Source organism: Enterobacter cloacae complex sp. AR_0002 (assembly GCF_001922365.1).
Lineage (GTDB): Bacteria > Pseudomonadota > Gammaproteobacteria > Enterobacterales > Enterobacteriaceae > Enterobacter > Enterobacter hormaechei_C.
The window spans coordinates 4,821,271-4,839,721 of sequence record NZ_CP018814.1; the positions used below are offsets into that span (position 1 = coordinate 4,821,271).

Consider the following 18,451-nt stretch of genomic DNA (forward strand, 5'->3'; position numbering starts at 1 on the left):
AACACCCCCTCCCTTCGGGAGAGTGCTGGGGTGAGGGGAAAGTACTTTACTTCTGCGCCTCAAGCGCCTCTTTCACCCAGCCATCGAACTGCTGCTGGTGGGCTTTGATCCAGCCATCCACGTGGCCTTTGATATCTGCTTCGGATGATTTACCCGCGTGCATCATCGCGTTCTGGGCGTTAATGTCAGCCAGCGGCAGTTTCATCACCGAGAACAGCTTCGCCGCCGCAGGGTTTTTCTCGGCCCAGGCTTTGTTCGCCACGATATGCATGGTATTCACCGGGAAGCCATAGTTCATGCCATTTGGCAGTTTGGTGTCGATATCTTTCTGCTCGCCCGGCAGGGAAGAGAAGGGCACCTGCAACCACACCACGTCTTTGCCCGGCTTCAGCACGTCGCTCACCCAGTACGGCGTCCAGGTGTAGTAGATCACTGGCTTGCCTTCTTTAAAGCGGGCGATGGTGTCGGCCATCATCGCAGAGTAATTGCCGTGGCTCACGTCGACGGTCTTAGCCAGATCGAAGGCTTTGTTCTGGTGGTTAATCACCGCTTCACAGCCCCAGCCCGGCGAGCAGCCCATCATGTCGGCTTTACCGTCACCGTTGGTATCAAAGAGTTTGGCGATCTTCGGATCTTTCAGCTGTTCAATATTGGTGATGTGATACTTATCGGCGGTTTTCTTGTCGATCAAATATCCCTGCGCAGCGCCGGTCACAAAGGTGCCTTCACGGTAGAATTTCTTGTCACCGCCTGCGGCGGCATACATATCGTCGTGCAGCGGCTGCCAGTTCACGGCGGTAAAGGTGGCATCGCCGGAGGCAATGGAGGTATAGCCCACGTTGTAATCCACTTCGCTGGCGGTATTCACCGTATAGCCCAGTTTCTCCAGCGCACGGCTGACAATCTGGGTCTGGAAGGACTCTTCCGAAATGGTGCTCTGCACCGGCTGCACGGTAATGCCTTTGCCCGGCAGGTCAGCGGCAACTGCGCTGGTGGAGACAAGGGTCGCAAACGCTGTGGCAAAAAGTACGTTATGTCGCATCGTTGTTCCTTATTTTGTGAATGGGCGGGTGAGTAACCCGACAGGGCCGGTGGTGTACCAGCGACGGTTGCCGCGACTGCGTGAATCACGACCGACAGCCTGGGTCAGGCGGTCAAGAATGATGGCGAGGATCACAATCCCGACGCCGCCGACGGTCGCCAGCCCCATATCGAGACGGCCAATGCCGCGCAGTACCATCTGACCTAACCCGCCAACGGCAATCATTGAGGCGATCACCACCATCGACAGCGCCAGCATCAGCGTCTGGTTAACACCTGCCATAATGGTCGGCATCGCCAGCGGAAGCTGAACCTTAAACAGCATCTGACGCGGGCTGGCGCCGAACGAGCGCGATGCCTCTATCAGATCCGCAGGCACCTGGTTAATGCCCAGAATGGTCAGACGAATAATTGGCGGAAGGGCGAAGATAATGGTCACGACCACCCCCGGTACGTTACCGATGCCGAACAGCATCACGATAGGCACCAGGTAAACGAACGCTGGCGTGGTCTGCATCGCATCCAGCAGCGGGCGGATAATTTTCGCGGCCCGGGGGCTGCGCGCCAGCCAGATCCCCATCGGCAGGCCGATCACCACGCAGAACAGCAGGGCGGTCAGCACCAGCGCCAGGGTGATCATCGCCTGAGACCACGCGCCAATCGCGCCGATGGCAATCAGGGAGATCAGCGTGGCGATCCCCATACCCGCGCTGCCGAACTGCCATGCGATCAGCGAGAACAGGATAATCGCCACCGGCGCGGGCATGCCCAGCATCAGCTGCTGGAAGCCGTTCAGGATGTAATCCACCGGGATGCGGATCCCCTGGAACACCGGACGGAAGTGGGTAACGACCCAGTCGATCCCCTCCGTTACCCAGCTATCCAGCGGGATCAGCGTCTTGTGGAACGGATCCATAATATTGAAATGCTCTGGGGCAGGCGCTGGTGCGCTGTTGAGCCAGTCTGCCGCGCCGCCGCCATCGGCAGGCGCAGGCGTCGAACCCCACGCATCGGCAGATTGCGCCGCGCTGTCCGCTGCTTCAGTGGTGCCCCATGGGTTTGATTGATCAGCCATTGTTTGTCCCCTCGCGATCTAAAGCCTGTAGCAGCATCCGTTTTGAGATGATGCCAACGTACTGTTGTTCTTCACCGACAACCGGCACGGCGCACGGCGCCTGACCCACGTGAGAGAGCAACTCGCTGAGCGGCGTTTCGGCGTCCACGGCAAGCGGAGCGTCAATCAACGCCGCATCGATTCCCTGGTTTTCGCTCAGGGCGGTTTTCAGGGAGTCGATGGAGACAACGCCGACAAATTTATTGCCGCGTTCAACCAGATAACCGTATTCACGGTCTTCGTCCTGCAACAGCTTCAGCGCGGAGCGCGGACCAAAACCTGGCGTTTTACGAATAATGCCGTTTGGTGTTCGACGGGCAATATCTTTCGCACTGAATACGTGGCTAATATCCACGCCGCGGAAGAAGGTGCGCACATAATCATTCGCCGGATTATTGAGAATTTCATCCGGTGTGCCGACCTGCACCACTTCACCATTTTGCATAATGGCGATACGGTCACCAATACGCATGGCTTCATCCAAATCGTGAGAAATAAAAACAATGGTGCGCTGATGTTTGGCCTGTAATTTTACCAGCTCATCCTGCATCTCGGTGCGAATTAAGGGATCGAGCGCCGAGAAGGCTTCGTCCATTAATAAAATATCCGGATTAATCGCTAATGCGCGCGCTAATCCCACACGCTGACGCATACCGCCGGAGAGTTCATCCGGATACGCATGAGCATAATTTTCCAGCCCGACCTGACGCAGTGCATCAAGGGCTTTTTCCTGACGTTCCTGAGCGGGGATACCGGCTAACTCCATGCCAAAGGCGGTATTATCGAGTACCGTCATGTGCGGCATCAGTGCAAATGACTGAAACACCATCGCAATTTTCTTTCTGCGCACCTCGCGGAGTTCCGCGTCTGATATTCTGGCGATATCAACGCCGTCAATCAGCACCTGTCCGCGGGTGGGTTCAATCAGGCGATTGAGAAGGCGAACCATAGTGGATTTACCCGAACCGGATAATCCCATGATGACAAAAATCTCGCCTTCTTCAATGGCCAGACTGGCGTCTTTAACGCCAAGCGATAGCCCGGTTTTTTCCAGAATTTGCTCTTTCGAAAGGCCTTTCTCAATATATTTGAAAGCACGCTGCGGGTGCTCGCCAAATACTTTATAAAGATTTTTCACTTCTAATTTAATTGCCATGCAATAGAGAGTGTCCTGTTATTTGTTTATGTCGATATGATTACCATGGTAAATAGTTAACTGGCATTACCCTAACATACTCAGAATCTGAGACAACCCTGGGCCAGCCGAAGGCCAGAATTTTGCCGCAAGCGAAACGGCTGAATTTCCCATGAATAAAGGGCTGAGGGCGGTTTGAATTTTTCTCAATTTTTTGCTGCTGCATGGGGAAATTTCGCCTGAATCGGTGTGTTTCAGGCGAATATGACGGGAAAATTACAGTGTAGTACCTGGTGGAATATTTGGCTGGAAATAATGAAATGCAGAGTTAATTAATGAACGTTAATTCATTCATTAAAAATCCCAGTCCTCGTCTTGCGTCTCCACCGCTTTACCCATCACGTACGACGAGCCGGACCCGGAAAAGAAGTCGTGGTTTTCATCGGCGTTGGGCGACAGCGCCGCGAGGATCGCCGGGTTCACTTCCGCCATTTCCGGTGGGAATAACGCTTCGTAGCCCAGGTTCATCAGCGCCTTGTTGGCGTTGTAGCAGAGGAAGGCTTTTACGTCCTCTTCCCAGCCCGTTCCGGCGTACAGCTCCTCGGTATAACTCAGCTCGTTGTCATACAGATCCATCAGTAAATCGAGGGCAAAACCTTTGAGTTCCTCGCGTTTTTCCGGGGTGACTTTCTCCAGTCCTTTCTGGTACTTATAGCCGATGTAATACCCGTGTACCGCTTCATCGCGGATGATGAGGCGAATCAAATCGGCGGTGTTGGTGAGCTTGCCCCGGCTCGACCAGTACATAGGCAGCCAGAAGCCGGAATAGAAGAGGAAAGATTCCAGGAATACGCTGGCGATCTTCTTCTTCAGCGGCTCGTCGGCCCGGTAATATTCCAGCACCAGATCTGCCTTGCGCTGCAATGACGCGCTCTCTTCACTCCAGGCGTAGGCGGCGTCCACGTCCCTGGTCTGGCACAGAGTGGAGAAAATCGAGCTGTAAGAGCGGGCATGCACCGCCTCCATAAAGCTGATATTCGACATTACCGCCTCCTCGTGCGGGGTCAGCGCATCACTCATCAGCGCGGGCGCACCCACGGTATTCTGAATGGTGTCCAGCAGCGTCAGGCCGGTGAAGACGCGGATTGTCAGCTGCTGCTCGGCATGGCTCAGAGTTTGCCAGGCCGGAATATCGTTGGAGAGCGGCACCTTTTCCGGCAGCCAGAAGTTGCTGGTCAGGCGGTTCCATACCTCCAGGTCTTTATCATCCTGAATTTTGTTCCAGTTAACGGCGCTTACGCGTGACAGTTTCATCCTTTCTCCTTACAGCGCGCAGGACACGCAGCCTTCAATTTCGGTGCCTTCCAGCGCGAGCTGGCGCAGGCGAATGTAGTACAGCGTTTTGATGCCTTTCTTCCAGGCGTAGATCTGCGCTTTGTTGATATCCCGCGTGGTGGCGGTGTCCGGGAAGAAGAGCGTCAGCGACAGCCCCTGATCCACATGTTTAGTCGCCTCGGCGTAGGTATCAATGATCTTTTCCGGGCCAATTTCATAGGCGTCCTGGTACAGAGCCAGATTCTCATTGGTCATAAACGGGGCAGGGTAGTAGACGCGCCCGGTTTTGCCTTCCTTACGGATTTCAATCTTCGACACGATGGGGTGGATGCTCGACGTGGCGTGATTGATATAGGAAATGGAGCCGGTTGGCGGCACCGCCTGAAGGTTCTGGTTATAAATGCCGTAGCGCATCACCTCTTCACGCAGCTGTTGCCACATCTCACGCGTCGGCAGGGTGATGCCAGCGCGGGCAAACAGCGCGCGTACTTTTTCGGTTTTCGGCTGCCAGTCGCCTTCCAGATACTGGCTGAAATACTCTCCGCTGGCGTAGCGGGACTGCTCAAAGCCTGCGAACCGCTGGTGGCGTTCGCGCGCCAGCATCATCGAGGTATGCACCGCATGCCAGGTGACGGTGTAGAAATAAAGGTTGGTGAAATCCAGCCCTTCGGGGCTGCCGTAGGCGATGCCCTCCCGCGCCAGATAGCCGTGCAGGTTCATCTGCCCAAGGCCGATGGCATGCGACGCGGCGTTGCCCGCTTCAATAGACGGTACGCTGCGGATGTGGCTCATGTCTGATACCGCCGTCAGTCCGCGAATGGCGGTCTCTACCGTGCGGCCAAAATCGGGAGAGTCCATGGTGTGGGCAATATTCAGCGACCCGAGGTTACAGGAGATATCCTTGCCCACGTCCGCGTAGTCGAGGTTCTCGTCGTAGCTGGACGCGCTGTTGACCTGCAAAATCTCCGAGCACAGATTGCTCATGTTGATGCGCCCGCCAATCGGGTTGGCGCGGTTCACCGTATCCTCGTACATGATGTACGGATAACCGGATTCAAACTGAATTTCAGCCAGCGTCTGGAAGAAATCCCGGGCGTTGATGGTTTTTTTACGAATGCGATCGTCGGCCACCAGCTCGTCGTACAGCTCGCTTATCGCCACGTCGCCAAAGGCTTTGCCGTAAATCCGCTCAACATCATACGGTGAGAAGAGCGCCATGTCGGCATTCTCTTTAGCCAGCTTAAACGTGATATCCGGGATCACCACGCCGAGCGACAGGGTTTTAATGCGGATCTTTTCATCGGCGTTTTCACGTTTGGTATCCAGAAAACGCAGAATGTCCGGGTGGTGCGCGTGCAGATAAACCGCACCCGCGCCCTGACGCGCGCCAAGCTGGTTGGCGTACGAAAAGGCATCTTCCAGCATCTTCATCACCGGGATGACGCCGGAGGACTGATTTTCGATGCGCTTAATCGGCGCGCCCGCTTCCCGCAGGTTCGAAAGCAGAAATGCCACACCGCCGCCGCGTTTCGAAAGCTGTAGCGCCGAATTTACCGCACGGCCAATCGACTCCATATTGTCTTCAATACGCAGCAGGAAGCAGGAGACCAGCTCGCCGCGCTGGGCTTTCCCGCAGTTAAGGAACGTTGGCGTGGCGGGCTGGAAGCGGCCGGAGAGGATCTCCTCCGTGAGACTTTCGGCCAGCACTTCATCGCCCTGCGCCAGCGTCAGCGCCACCATCACCACCCGATCTTCAAAGCTTTCTAAATAGCGTTTGCCGTCAAAGGTTTTCAGGGTGTAGCTGGTGTAATACTTCCACGCGCCGAGAAACGTCTGGAAGCGAAAACCGCTGGCGTGCGCCCGTTCAAACAATGCCACCACGAAGGCGCGGTCGTAGCGGGTCAGGACACGCTCTTCGTAATAACCCTCTTTTACCAGCCAGTCGAGACGTTCCTGCTGGCTGCCAAAAACGATGCTGTTCGGGCGCACATGAGCGGCAAAAAAGGCGTCCACCGCCTCACGATCTTTATCAAACTGAATGCGCCCCTCCCGGTCATAGAGGTTTAGCATGGCGTTTAATGCGTGGTAATCCGGCGTTGCCTGAATCACGCGCTCTGCGGTTGTCGTTGCCAAAATTCGTTCACTCCTTTACGCACGTTCTCTACGTCCTGCTGTGTCCCCATCAATTCAAAACGATAGAGATACGGCACGCCGCATTTTTGAGAGATGACATCCCCGGCGCGGGCAAAGGCCTCGCCGAAGTTGCGATTGCCTGCGGCGATCACGCCGCGAATAAGCTGCCGGTTATGGGGATCGTTCAGAAAGCGGATCACCTGACGAGGCACAGCCCCTGCGGTGCCGCCACCGCCATAGCTGGGCACCACCAGAATGTAGGGTTCGTCTACCTGAATACGCTCCCGCTCGTTCAGCGGAATGCGTATCGCGGGCAGCCCGAGACGCTCCATAAACCGAAGCGTGTTTTCCGAGCTGCTGGAAAAGTAGACCAGCGTGCTCATGCACTGACGCCCTGAGCGGCAAGGCGGTTGATCATGTCCGGACGGAAGCCAGACCAGCTGGTGTTGCCGGCAACCACAACCGGAAGCTGACGGAAACCCTGCGCCCGCAGGGTGTCTGCCGCGTCGGGCACCTGATCAATATTGACCATCTCAAATGCCACGCCGCGGCTCTCCATCGCCCGTTTCGTGGCGTGGCACTGAACACAATCGTTACGAGTGTAAATAATAATGCTCATGATTCGCATTTCCATTTAGAATGAGAGGACGGCGCGAGTAAACGCGTCATATTGTGTGTGTCTTACTAAAGGGAATACTAGATGTAGTTTATATAAGTTTCAACCACACAAGATATGGGAAATTCAGATTAATAAGGCCCCGATGATGAGCCTGGCGGGGCAGGGCGGGCTGTACGGTTTTTTCAGGTTGTCAGGCAAAGAAAAGCCCCGGCGCCTGAGGCTACCGGGGCTAAGAACGCGCGCTTACTTACGCAGACTAAGCAGGGCGCCGACAAAAATCCCGACCGCCGCGACCGTTCCCAGCGTACAAAGCGGTTTTTCACGTACGAAGGTGGTGGCGCAGCTGGCCATGTCGCAGGCCGCCTGAGTGGTACGTGAGCGGCCATTCATCCTTGCCCGCGTTTCACGCAGCAGAGACTGAGCCTTACGTTTCGCGGCATCTGCTTCGTCCTTCGCGTCAGAGCCCCAGGATTTCAATACGGCTTCCAGCGTGTCCGCTAATTGGCTGACATCGTTACGAATATCCTGTGTGTCGTCATTAATATCGTTTCGGTTCGGTCTGTTAAACATACGATCCTCCATAATTTGTGTTCCCGTTTAGTTTAGTCCAGAAATGTAATATCTGAAGCGAGTCACGGCTTATCGGGCAGTTTATGGAATATTCTGAAAGCCCTGCTAATGCTGAATACTGTAAGGTTGCCGGGCAGGAATGATAATGAGGAAAAGATATGTATTTACGACCCGATGAGGTGGCGCGCGTTCTTGAAAAAGAAGGGTTCACCATGGATGAGGTAACATCAAAAGCGTACGGATATCGCCGTGGTGAGAATTATGTTTACGTCAACCGTGAAGCAAGAATGGGGCGTACTGCTCTCATTATTCACCCGACACTCAAAGACAGAAGCCTGTCATTTGCTGAGCCCGCCTCGGATATTAAAACCTGCGATCATTATCAGCAATTTCCGCTCTATTTAGGCGGCGAGACGCATGAACATTATGGTATTCCGCACGGTTTCAGCTCGCGTATGGCGCTGGAGCGATTCCTGAAAGGGCTGTTTGGCGACGTACAATAACTCTGCGACTGGCATGAGCCAGTCGCCTTACCTTACGCTTTTGCCTGGCTATAAGGGCTGACTTTGAACAGGCGGCGGCAGTAGTCAAGAAAGTAACCGTACACCGCACCCATCAGCATGGATACCACGATATTTGAACTTACCGCAGCGGCGATTTGATGCCAGTCTGCGCCCACCGTCAGCAAAATAAACACATACACCGGGGACTGGAACGTCACGTAAGCCAGCACGTCCGCCAGGTTTTTTACCCAACCCGCCGGGCTAATACGCCGGGCTAAACGCATCACTGCATCGCGGTACAGGCCGTACGGCCAGGCGATCAAGATATTCACCGGAATGGCCACCAGGCGCGACGAGAGAGATTGCTCAAAGGACATTCCCGACAGGAAAATTTCAATCAGCATATTCACGACGGAACAGTAAACGACCATCGCGAACGTATCCGCTACCGCATGGCGCAGGCGAGACTGCGGTGAGAACATGTCTGAACTCCTCGAACAGGACACAAAAGTGGCGTTTTACCTGCGGCCTTTAGTGCTTTAGGTTGGTTTGTTTTGAGTGTATAGCGTATCTCTCTGGCTTTTAACTAACAAGTAGTGATTAATTTTTATTTACTGGCGCTTTAGCCATAAAATTCTCTAAAAATGTGCGTTTTTTGCGCGCTTCGTTATTTTCTCTCCTCGCGCCTATTTTAGTGAAATATATCAATGAATTAGATTATCTATGCGCGTGTGAAACCTTTGTTGTGTGGGATTTTGGAGGCGGTTTTTTGAACGGTTTAAAACAGGGTTTTTTGGCCTGGGGAAGGGCGGTATATTACGCTTTAAAGCAGACATATATTTCAGGGTTATATTAACGGGATATTCTAAAACATTTACAATAATGTCAAAACGTCACAGTGGGTAGATATCAGAACCAAAATCAATTATTCTGTTGCCTGATTTATGTTATACACACGAAGAAAGGTTTTTCATTATTATGGCTTTAACGTTACAGAATCTTAATAATATTCGTACCCTCCGGGCGCTGGCACGTGAATTATCCATGGATGTTCTGGAAGAAGTGCTGGAAAAATTCCGGATTGTCACTGAAGAAAAACGCAGCGAGCAGGCTGAATTAGAGCGTCAACGCGCTGAACAGCAGGATAAAATTAATGCTCTGCTGGAACTGATGAAAGCTGACGGTATTTCTCCGAGCGATCTGTTAGGCAGTGACCTGGCGCAGGCGGGTCAGCCGACGAAAAAACGTAAAGCGCGTGCGGCGAAATATCGTTTTATTGACGCGAACGGTGAAGAAAAAACCTGGACCGGTCAGGGACGTACGCCAAAGCCAATTGCGACCGCACTGGCAAACGGTAAATCGCTGGACGATTTCCTGATCTGATGATTATTCGGGCGGTGTATTCCGCCCGATTATTGACTTAGCAGACGCCAAAGTCACCTTCTTCGGAGTACAGAACTACGTCCGCCGCTTTCAGGTGATATTTCTCGCCCTGCTCATCGCTGGCCTGCACGGCCACAATGTTTTCACCATTCACTTCGAGCACTTTCAGTTTCGGACCGCCCTGACGCGGTTGGACATAATCACCGACAGAAAACATAGCACCTCCTCATCATTGTCATGATCTTCACCATAGCCCACGTCCGGGACGGGGTACAGCCTAATCTTTCAGATACTCCTTATCAGGTACGTCGGTTCCACGGCATCACTTTCAGAAGTCGCGCCATACCGCAAAAACCTGTCACTCCGGCGAACAGCAGCCCGGCGCCCACAAAACCGCTCAGCAGGAAAAAACCGCTGGAGACGCTGTAACCCAACACCACGCCGCAGAGGATCAGCAGCCCGGCAGCGATCTGCACCTGACGCATCAGCGGAAGCGGCTGCGATCGATCTTCAACGGTCAGCAGTCCGGCCTGTTTCCAGCCCTGAATGCCTCCCTCAACCACACAGGCGTTCGCAGGGGATGCTGCCTGCGCCAGACGAGCAGCATTGTTTGAGGTTCGTGCGCCGGACTGACAGTGGAAAATCACCGTTTCTCCCGGCGCCGCGTTAAGCCCGCCGGGTAACGAATCCAGCGGAATGGAGTGCGCCGCCGGAATATGCTCGCGGGCATACTCGTCGGGGTCGCGAATATCGATAAGTTTGGCGCCTTCAGCAATAAGCGCGTTTGCCTGCTGCGGCGAAATAAGAGGAAGAGACATTATGTTTCCTTACGGTCAATTTCAAAACAGTAGAGCATTTAAGGCCGGGTTTAAGCCAGTGTAAAGAGGGTAAAGGCAGGTAAAAGCGCGAGAGACGAATGGCAGTTACCCGTAAACTGGCTACGCTTAGAGAAGTGTCTTTTATAATTTTCAATTGGTTAGCTTGCACGGAGTTATTTATGGGTTTTTGGCGCGTTGTTTTTACGATTATTCTCCCGCCGCTGGGCGTGCTGCTTGGCAAGGGGCTGGGCTGGGCGTTTATTCTGAATATCCTTCTGACCATCCTGGGCTACTTCCCCGGTCTTATCCACGCATTTTGGGTTCAGACGAAGAGCTAGGTACGCCACAGTAAGTCACTGTAGATCCGGGTCAGCACGCCTTCGGGGCCAAATTGCTGTTTTATCCAGCGCGTGACCTGACCGGTCGCCGCATGCTGCGTGGCGAGCAGCATGCGCGAATCCTGGCGCGGATTATTGATTCGCCGCGTTACCAGCAGCCCATCCTCCACCGCCTCACGCGTCATGTATTCCGGTAAAAATCCAATACCTTCCCCCAGGATCTGACACTGGCATTTCGTGTTGAAGTCCGGCACCAGAATCGCCTCCTGACCGTGAAGCAGCCAGCCCACCTTCTTATTGATGGTATGCGCGGTATCCTCGACCATGATATTGGGATACAGACGCAGCTGACTTTCGGAGATGGGCTCTGGGGCGAACGCCAGCGGATGCGTGGGCGCGATGGCAAATACCCAGCGGATCGCGCCTATCTCGGTATAATCAATGCCGCCGCCGTCCAGCAGCGTATCCGGCGCGCCAATGGCGATATTGGCCTGATTATTAATGATGGAATCCCAGACGCCGTTATACACCTCGGTCGTCACCGTGATCTGGCAGGTGGGAAACTGTTTTTTCAGCACCTGGAGCAAACGCGCGGTATGGCGTGGCGTATACAAAAGCTGATTTATGCAGATGCGCACCCGCGTCTCAATGCCCTGAGAAATGGTATCAATCCCGCGCTTGATGGCATGAAAGTCATTCAGCAGGTCGGTCGCTTTACGATAAAAATAAAAACCGGATTCGGTCAGCTCAATGCTGCGCGTGTTGCGTACAAACAGCACCACGTCCAGGCCGGTCTCCATGCGTTTGATGGTGTAACTGATGGCCGAGGTGGTTACGCCCAGCTCGGCAGCCGCTTTGCTAAAACTGCCAAAACGTGCCGCGGTGGTGAAGGCCAGCAAATTCTCTTCGGTAAAGATGGAATTCATATTATGGCTCCTGGTGACCATCAGTTTTGAACATATTTTAACACTGGCGTTACATCATAGTTGATGTTGGTCACAGTTCTGTATTTTTACGTAGGGCCGCGCTGTGTAAGGCTTTTTCAGCCATAAGGATAATGCAGCCTGAAGTGTGTAAAAGCGGTAAAACATAAGAAAAAGGTTGCACAGACGCACGTTTCTGCCGGACCGTTGAATTTAACTCAACAATGAATTGCGTGTCGATGAATGATTTTTAAGCGGATTCTTTTATGACCAGGCTGTTGCTATTCTCAGGCCATCAGAAGTGAAACATAGGGAATCTGAATATGTCTGCAACTGCACTGGTTACAGAATTTCTGCTGGCGGCAGAAGAGGGCAATATCGACGCGCTAAAAGCCTGCCTGGAAAAAGGCGTGGATATTAACGTAACCAACCGCCAGAAAAGAACCGCCATTATTATTGCCAGCCTGAAAAAGCATTACGCCTGTGTGGAATTTTTAATTGCCGCCGGGGCGGATATTGATAAACAGGACCAGACCTGTTTTAACCCCTTCCTGATCAGCTGCCTGACCAATGATTTAACCCTGCTGCGCATTGTCCTTCCGGCGGATCCGGATCTCGACCGTCTGACGCGCTTTGGCGGCGTGGGCATTACCCCTGCCAGTGAAAAAGGGCACGTTGAAATCGTGCGTGAGCTGCTGGAAAAAACCGACATCAACGTCAACCACACCAATTTTGTCGGCTGGACGCCGTTGCTGGAGGCCATCGTATTAAACGACGGCGGCGCAAAGCAGCAGGAAATTGTGAAGCTGCTGCTGGATCACGGCGCGAACCCGCACATGACCGATAAATACGGCAAAACCCCGCTCGAACTGGCGCGGGAAAAAGGCTTCAACGCGATCGCAGACCTGCTGCTGGCGGCAGGCGCGTAGCGCATTCGGTCAGCCTTCCCCTGGCTGGCCGTTACTGAAAAAACGCATTGTTACCGACGTGCATTTAGCACGACGGCGGCCCCCTTTTATCTTAAACAGGTGAAAATAATGCCAACCAAAATCGTCATAAAAAAGAATACGTATTTCGATTCGGTTTCCTTAATGTCGGTTTCCACCAAAGCCAATAAATTGCCGGGCGTCGAGCAGGCGTTTGTGGCGATGGCGACGGAAATGAACAAAGGCGTATTAAAAAACCTCGGGCTATTAACGCCGGAATTAGCGGACGCGAAAAATGGCGACCTGATGATCGTGATTAAAGGCGACGCGGCAAATGATGAAACCCTGGCCTCCATTGAAGCGCTGTTCACGCGTAAAGAGCGCACGGGCTCCCATGAAGCACGCTACGCGTCGATTGCCAGCGCCAAAACCCATCGTCCGGACAGCAACCTGGCGGTGATTTCCGTCAACGGCACCTTCGCCGCCCGGAAAGCGCGTCAGGCGCTGGAAAACGATCTTAACGTGATGCTGTTCTCCGATAACGTATCGCTCGACGACGAGCTGGCGCTGAAGCAGCTGGCGCATGAAAAGGGTCTGCTGATGATGGGGCCAGACTGCGGCACCGCCATTATCAACGGCGCGGGGCTGTGCTTCGCCAACGCGGTGCGTCGCGGGACGATTGGCATCGTTGGCGCCTCCGGTACCGGCAGCCAGGAGCTGAGCGTGCGCATTCATGAGTTCGGCGGCGGCGTGTCGCAGTTGATCGGCACCGGCGGACGCGATCTTAGCGAGAAGATCGGCGGCCTGATGATGCTCGACGCCATCGACATGCTGGAGGCGGACGACGCTACTCGGGTGATAGCGCTCATCTCCAAACCGCCAGCACCCGCGGTGGCTGAGAAGGTGCTGGCCCGGGCACGCGCCTGCCGCAAGCCTGTAGTTGTGTGCTTCCTGGGCCGCAACGAACCGCCTGCCGATGAAGACGGTTTGCAGTTTGCTCGTGGCACCAAAGAGGCGGCCCTGAAAGCGGTGCTGCTTACCGGCATTAAAAAAGACGACCTGGATTTACATCCGCTCAACTGGCCGCTGATCGAAGAGGTACGCACCCGCCTGACGTCGCAGCAGAAGTACATTCGCGGCCTGTTCTGCGGCGGCACCCTGTGCGACGAAGCGATGTTTGCCGCGCTGGAGAAGTTTGACGATGTTTACAGCAACATCCAGCCGGACCCGGCCAGGCGTCTGAAAGATATCAGCGTTAGCCAGGCCCACACCTTCCTTGATTTCGGTGACGATGATTTCACCAACGGCAAGCCACACCCAATGATCGACCCGACCAACCGCATCAGCCGCCTGCTACAGGAGGCGCGCGATCCGCAGGTGGGCGTCATCGTGATGGACTTCGTGCTGGGCTTTGGCGCGCACGACGATCCGGTGGGGGTGATGATCGAGGCGATCAAAGAGGCACAGGCGATCGCGAACGCCGACAACCGTCCGTTGGAAATTCTCGGCTACGTGCTCGGCACCGATCAGGATCCGCAGTCGCTGGCGCAGCAGTGCCAGCTGCTGACCGACGCAGGCGTCATCTGGGCCAGCAGCAGCACCAACACCGGATTACTGGCACGCGAATTTGTCTGCAAAGGGGAGAAAGCATAATGACCACTTTATTCAACCAGCCGCTAAACGTCATTAACGTCGGCATTGCGATGTTCAGCGACGACCTCAAAAAGCAGCACGTTCCCGTGACCCAGCTCGACTGGACGCCGCCGGGGCAGGGCAATATGCAGGTTGTTGAAGCGCTCGACCAGCTGGCGGAAAAACCGCTGGCGGAGAAAATTGCCGCCGCAAACAAAATTGCCCTGGAGCGGATTATTCAGTCCCATCCGGTGCTGGTGGGCTATGACCAGGCCATCAACGTGGTGCCGGGCATGACCCGCACGACCATTCTGCACGCCGGTCCGCCAGTTACCTGGGAAAACATGTGCGGTGCGATGAAAGGTGCGGTTACCGGCGCGCTGGTGTTTGAAGGGCTGGCGACGGATCTGGAGGACGCCGCAAGGCTGGCGGCGTCAGGTGACATCACCTTCTCGCCGTGCCACGAGCACGACTGTGTGGGCTCTATGGCGGGCGTCACCTCCGCGTCGATGTTTATGCACATCGTTGAGAACAAAACTTACGGCAACCGCGCCTTCACCAACCTCAGCGAGCAGATGGCGAAGATCCTGCGTATGGGGGCTAATGACCAGAGCGTGATCGAGCGCCTGAACTGGATGCGCGACGTGCTCGGCCCGATGCTGCGCGACGCGATGAAGATTATCGGCGAAATCGACCTGCGCCTGATGCTGGCCCAGGCGCTGCACATGGGCGACGAGTGCCACAACCGCAACAACGCGGGCACCACGCTGCTTATTCAGGCGCTGACGCCGGGGCTGATCCAGGCGGGCTATCCCGTGACGCAGCAGCGTGAAGTGTTCGAGTTTGTCGCCAGCAGCGACTATTTCTCCGGTCCGACGTGGATGGCGATGTGTAAGGCCGCGCTGGATGCTGCCCACGGCATTGAGTACAGCACCGTCGTCACCACCATGGCGCGCAACGGCTACGAGTTCGGCCTGCGCGTTTCTGGCCTGCCGGGGCAGTGGTTCACCGGCCCGGCGCAGCAGGTGATCGGCCCGATGTTCGCGGGCTATAAGCCGGAAGACTCCGGGCTGGATATCGGCGACAGCGCCATCACCGAAACCTACGGCATCGGCGGCTTTGCGATGGCGACGGCCCCGGCAATCGTGGCGCTGGTGGGCGGCACGGTGGAGGAAGCCATCGATTTTTCTCGCCAGATGCGCGAAATCACCCTCGGCGAAAACCCGAACGTCACCATTCCGCTGCTCTCCTTTATGGGGATCCCGACCGCCATCGACATCACGAAGGTCGCGGGCAGCGGCATTCTGCCGGTCATTAATACCGCCATTGCCCACAAGGACGCCGGGATCGGCATGATTGGGGCGGGCATCGTTCACCCGCCGTTTAGCTGTTTTGAAAAGGCGCTGTTGACCTTCCGCGATCGCTACTTTTTATAAGGCATGCATCCATGAAAAACATGAAACTGGAGTGGAAAAGAGGTGACTGGGCAGCTTATTTCGGGTTGATGACCAACAACCTGACCAATTTGCTGACCATGATGGGGCTGCTCATTTTTGTCGTCGGCATCCCGAAGGAGATTGTTTATGGACGCATCGCGCCAGCCTTCGGGCTGGCGGTGCTGGTGGCGAGTCTTTGCTATACGTGGTTTGGCCTGCAAATGGCGCGCGCTACCGGACGAACGGACGTCACCGCGTTGCCGTCCGGCCCGAGCGCGCCGTCGATTTTTACCGTGACCTTCCTGGTCTTAATGCCGGTTTACCAGCAAACTGGCGATGCGGATTTCGCGATTCAGATTGGCCTGGTGTGGTGCTTTGTGGAAGCGATGATCCTCGCGGGCGGTTCCTTCCTGGGGGAAACCATCCGCAAGATGATCCCGCGCACCGTGCTGCTGTCGTGCCTGTCCGGTCTTGGCTTGCTGCTGCTGGCGATGAACCCGATGTTGCAGGCGTTCGAAGCGCCGACCGTGTCGTTTATCGTCCTGCTGCTGATCTTCATTAACTGGTTCGGTAAAAAGCCGATTTTCGCCCGTATCCCGACCGGCCTGCTGCTGTTAATTGCCGGTACTCTACTTGCGTGGATCTCTGGCCTGCAAAGCCCGGATGCCATTAAAGCGTCCATGTCATCCTTCGGCTTTAACCCGCCGGAAGTGCACGTGGACAGCTTTATGCAGGGGCTGCCGCACGCGCTGCCTTATCTGGCGTCCGCCGTACCGCTGGGGCTGGCAAACTACATCTTTGACCTGGAGAACATCGAAAGCGCCCACGCGGCAGGGGATGAATACCCGACCCGCAAGGTAATGCTGGCGAACGGTCTGGCCTCGATGCTCGGCTGCCTGATGGGCAATCCGTTCCCGGTCACGGTCTACGTCGGCCATCCTGGCTGGAAAGCGATGGGCGCCAGCATCGGCTACACCCTGGCGTCCGGCGTGACCATGTTCATCGTGCCGCTGTTCGGGCTGGGGGCCTTTATGCTCGCCATCATACCGATGACCGCCATCGTGCCGATTCTGGTGTTTATCGGTGTCGTCACCGCCAACCAGGTGGTGAGGGAACCCCCGAAAGTGGAGGTGCCCGTCATCTTCATCTGCCTGTTCCCGTGGATCGCCAACTGGGCGCTGACCATGATGAACAGCGTGATGAGCGCCGGGGGGACCAGCGCGGCGAAAATCGGCACCGACGTGCTGCACAGCAAGGGGATCTACTACGAAGGCCTGATGCATCTCGGCAACGGCGCGCCGCTCGCCAGCATGCTCTGGGGCTGTATCGCCATCTTCGCCATTATCAACAAACCGCTGCGCGGGGCCGTCGCCGCCGCAGGAGGCGCGCTGCTGGCGCTGTTTGGCGTGATCCACGCCCCGGTGGTGGGCTTTGCCGAGGGCAGTTCCCTGATGTTTGTCACGGCCTACCTGATGATGGGCGGGATGTTTGTGGTGAAGCATGTGCTGGATACCTCTGTTAATCCCCCTCTCCCTGTGGGAGAGGGCCGGGGTGAGGGCACCAGAACGCACCTTCTAAAGGAAACAAAATGAAAGAGCTTATGGTCGTCGCCATCGGCGGCAACAGCATTATCAAAGACAACGCCAGCCAGTCGATTGAGCATCAGGCGCAGGCGGTCAAAGCGGTGGCTGAGTCGGTGCTCGAAATGCTGGCCTCGGACTATGACATCGTGCTCACCCATGGCAATGGCCCGCAGGTGGGGCTGGATCTGCGCCGCGCCGAAATCGCCCACGAGCGGGAAGGGCTGCCGCTGACCCCGCTGGCAAACTGCGTGGCGGATACCCAGGGCGGCATCGGCTACCTGATCCAGCAGGCGCTCAACAACCGCCTGGCGGCGCGTGGCGAGCAAAAGGCGGTCACGGTCGTCACCCAGGTGGAGGTGGATAAAAACGATCCCGGCTTTACGCACCCGACAAAACCGATCGGCGCGTTCTTCAGCGAGGCGCAGCGCGACGAGCTACAGCTCGCGCACCCGGACTGGCATTTTGTTGAGGATTCAGGCCGGGGCTATCGCCGCGTGGTGGCCTCGCCCCAGCCGCGGCGCATCGTCGAGGCGGATGCGATTAAGGCGCTAACGCAGAAAGGTTTTGTGGTCATCGGCGCGGGGGGCGGAGGCATTCCTGTGGTGCGCAGTGACCAGGGCGATTACCAGAGCGTGGATGCGGTTATCGATAAAGATCTCTCCACCGCGCTGCTGGCGCGCGAGATCCGCGCCGACGTGCTGGTGATCACCACCGGCGTGGAGAAAGTGTGCGTGAACTTCGGCAAGCCGAACCAGCAGGCGCTGGATACCGTCAACGTGGCGCAGATGACGCGCTACATGGATGAAGGCCACTTCCCGGCAGGTAGCATGTTGCCAAAAATCGTCGCTTCGCTGGAATTTTTACGCCATGGCGGCAGGCGCGTAATCATCACCTCGCCGGACTGCCTGCCCGCAGCGCTGCGCGGTGAAACGGGTACCCATATTATTAATGAAGGAAGATAA

Annotated in this window: 20 protein-coding genes; 8 read left to right on the top strand and 12 right to left on the bottom strand. The window is 55.7% G+C overall.

What is annotated here, in order from left to right; translation table 11 throughout:
* Positions 1-46: 46 nt before the first annotated feature.
* The 8 genes from proX to AM329_RS23995 all read right to left on the bottom strand — a co-directional run bounded on the left by proX (position 47) and on the right by AM329_RS23995 (position 7,947).
* Positions 47-1,042 (bottom strand): glycine betaine/L-proline ABC transporter substrate-binding protein ProX, encoded by a 996-nt coding sequence (proX, locus tag AM329_RS25700; protein ID WP_017382774.1) that lies wholly within the window; start codon positions 1,040-1,042, stop codon positions 47-49.
* 9 nt (positions 1,043-1,051) lie between these two features.
* Complete coding sequence (proW, locus tag AM329_RS25705) at positions 1,052-2,116, bottom strand: glycine betaine/L-proline ABC transporter permease ProW (protein WP_015571659.1); 1,065 nt, start codon at positions 2,114-2,116, stop codon at positions 1,052-1,054.
* Positions 2,109-3,311, bottom strand: a complete 1,203-nt coding sequence (proV, locus tag AM329_RS23970; RefSeq protein WP_022651720.1) for a glycine betaine/L-proline ABC transporter ATP-binding protein ProV — start codon at positions 3,309-3,311, stop codon at positions 2,109-2,111. Before proV ends, proW begins: the two co-directional genes overlap by 8 nt.
* Positions 3,312-3,644: 333 nt before the next feature.
* On the bottom strand, positions 3,645-4,604 hold the full coding sequence (nrdF, locus tag AM329_RS23975) for a class 1b ribonucleoside-diphosphate reductase subunit beta (protein WP_022649130.1): 960 nt from the start codon (positions 4,602-4,604) through the stop codon (positions 3,645-3,647).
* Between the two features lie 9 nt (positions 4,605-4,613).
* A complete protein-coding gene (nrdE, locus tag AM329_RS23980) occupies positions 4,614-6,758 on the bottom strand; it encodes a class 1b ribonucleoside-diphosphate reductase subunit alpha (protein WP_022651719.1) in 2,145 nt (714 codons plus the stop codon).
* Positions 6,731-7,141 (bottom strand): class Ib ribonucleoside-diphosphate reductase assembly flavoprotein NrdI, encoded by a 411-nt coding sequence (gene nrdI / locus AM329_RS23985; RefSeq protein WP_003862188.1) that lies wholly within the window; start codon positions 7,139-7,141, stop codon positions 6,731-6,733. Before nrdI ends, nrdE begins: the two co-directional genes overlap by 28 nt.
* Positions 7,138-7,377, bottom strand: a complete 240-nt coding sequence (gene nrdH, locus AM329_RS23990; protein WP_032609998.1) for a glutaredoxin-like protein NrdH — start codon at positions 7,375-7,377, stop codon at positions 7,138-7,140. The genes nrdI and nrdH overlap by 4 nt, the downstream gene beginning before the upstream one ends.
* Positions 7,378-7,620: 243 nt before the next feature.
* Positions 7,621-7,947, bottom strand: coding sequence for a DUF883 domain-containing protein (locus AM329_RS23995; protein WP_017382769.1), 327 nt, complete (start codon positions 7,945-7,947; stop codon positions 7,621-7,623).
* Positions 7,948-8,105: 158 nt separating this feature from the next.
* On the opposite strand from AM329_RS23995, the gene AM329_RS24000 reads away from it, so the two are divergent.
* Positions 8,106-8,450: a DUF2002 family protein gene (locus AM329_RS24000; protein ID WP_006811693.1), complete on the top strand. Its 345-nt coding sequence runs from the start codon at positions 8,106-8,108 to the stop codon at positions 8,448-8,450.
* 32 nt (positions 8,451-8,482) lie between these two features.
* Here the strand turns inward: AM329_RS24000 and alaE are convergent, their stop codons facing one another.
* Positions 8,483-8,932: an L-alanine exporter AlaE gene (gene alaE, locus AM329_RS24005; protein WP_032609996.1), complete on the bottom strand. Its 450-nt coding sequence runs from the start codon at positions 8,930-8,932 to the stop codon at positions 8,483-8,485.
* 496 nt (positions 8,933-9,428) lie between these two features.
* Between alaE and stpA the strand changes: the two genes are divergently transcribed.
* Positions 9,429-9,833 (top strand): DNA-binding protein StpA, encoded by a 405-nt coding sequence (stpA, locus tag AM329_RS24010; RefSeq protein ID WP_022651717.1) that lies wholly within the window; start codon positions 9,429-9,431, stop codon positions 9,831-9,833.
* Positions 9,834-9,870: 37 nt separating this feature from the next.
* Here stpA and AM329_RS24015 read toward each other — a convergent pair whose 3' ends face one another.
* Both AM329_RS24015 and AM329_RS24020 read right to left on the bottom strand, forming a co-directional pair.
* Entirely contained in the window at positions 9,871-10,050 is a 180-nt protein-coding gene (locus AM329_RS24015; RefSeq protein WP_003862199.1) for a hypothetical protein, read from the bottom strand.
* A gap of 82 nt (positions 10,051-10,132) precedes the next feature.
* Positions 10,133-10,651, bottom strand: a complete 519-nt coding sequence (locus AM329_RS24020) for a rhodanese family protein (RefSeq protein WP_032609995.1) — start codon at positions 10,649-10,651, stop codon at positions 10,133-10,135.
* Positions 10,652-10,830: 179 nt separating this feature from the next.
* On the opposite strand from AM329_RS24020, the gene AM329_RS24025 reads away from it, so the two are divergent.
* A complete protein-coding gene (locus AM329_RS24025) occupies positions 10,831-10,989 on the top strand; it encodes a YqaE/Pmp3 family membrane protein (RefSeq protein WP_003862203.1) in 159 nt (52 codons plus the stop codon).
* Here the strand turns inward: AM329_RS24025 and AM329_RS24030 are convergent.
* A complete protein-coding gene (locus tag AM329_RS24030) occupies positions 10,986-11,915 on the bottom strand; it encodes a LysR substrate-binding domain-containing protein (protein ID WP_015571650.1) in 930 nt (309 codons plus the stop codon). The two genes, AM329_RS24025 and AM329_RS24030, sit on opposite strands and share 4 nt — an antisense overlap.
* A gap of 320 nt (positions 11,916-12,235) precedes the next feature.
* Between AM329_RS24030 and AM329_RS24035 the strand changes: the two genes are divergently transcribed.
* From AM329_RS24035 to AM329_RS24055, 5 genes are all read left to right on the top strand, one after another.
* Positions 12,236-12,841 carry an ankyrin repeat domain-containing protein gene (locus AM329_RS24035; RefSeq protein WP_022651715.1) on the top strand — a complete coding sequence of 202 codons (606 nt, stop codon included), beginning with the start codon at positions 12,236-12,238 and terminating at the stop codon, positions 12,839-12,841.
* Between the two features lie 108 nt (positions 12,842-12,949).
* Entirely contained in the window at positions 12,950-14,491 is a 1,542-nt protein-coding gene (gene fdrA, locus AM329_RS24040; RefSeq protein ID WP_032609992.1) for an acyl-CoA synthetase FdrA, read from the top strand.
* Entirely contained in the window at positions 14,491-15,906 is a 1,416-nt protein-coding gene (locus AM329_RS24045) for a DUF1116 domain-containing protein (protein WP_032609990.1), read from the top strand. Before fdrA ends, AM329_RS24045 begins: the two co-directional genes overlap by 1 nt.
* Positions 15,907-15,917: 11 nt before the next feature.
* The gene (locus tag AM329_RS24050) at positions 15,918-17,498 is read left to right on the top strand and encodes a hypothetical protein (protein ID WP_032609989.1); all 1,581 of its coding nucleotides are present in this window, start codon (positions 15,918-15,920) and stop codon (positions 17,496-17,498) included.
* Positions 17,495-18,451 carry a carbamate kinase family protein gene (locus AM329_RS24055; protein WP_032609988.1) on the top strand — a complete coding sequence of 319 codons (957 nt, stop codon included), beginning with the start codon at positions 17,495-17,497 and terminating at the stop codon, positions 18,449-18,451. The genes AM329_RS24050 and AM329_RS24055 overlap by 4 nt, the downstream gene beginning before the upstream one ends.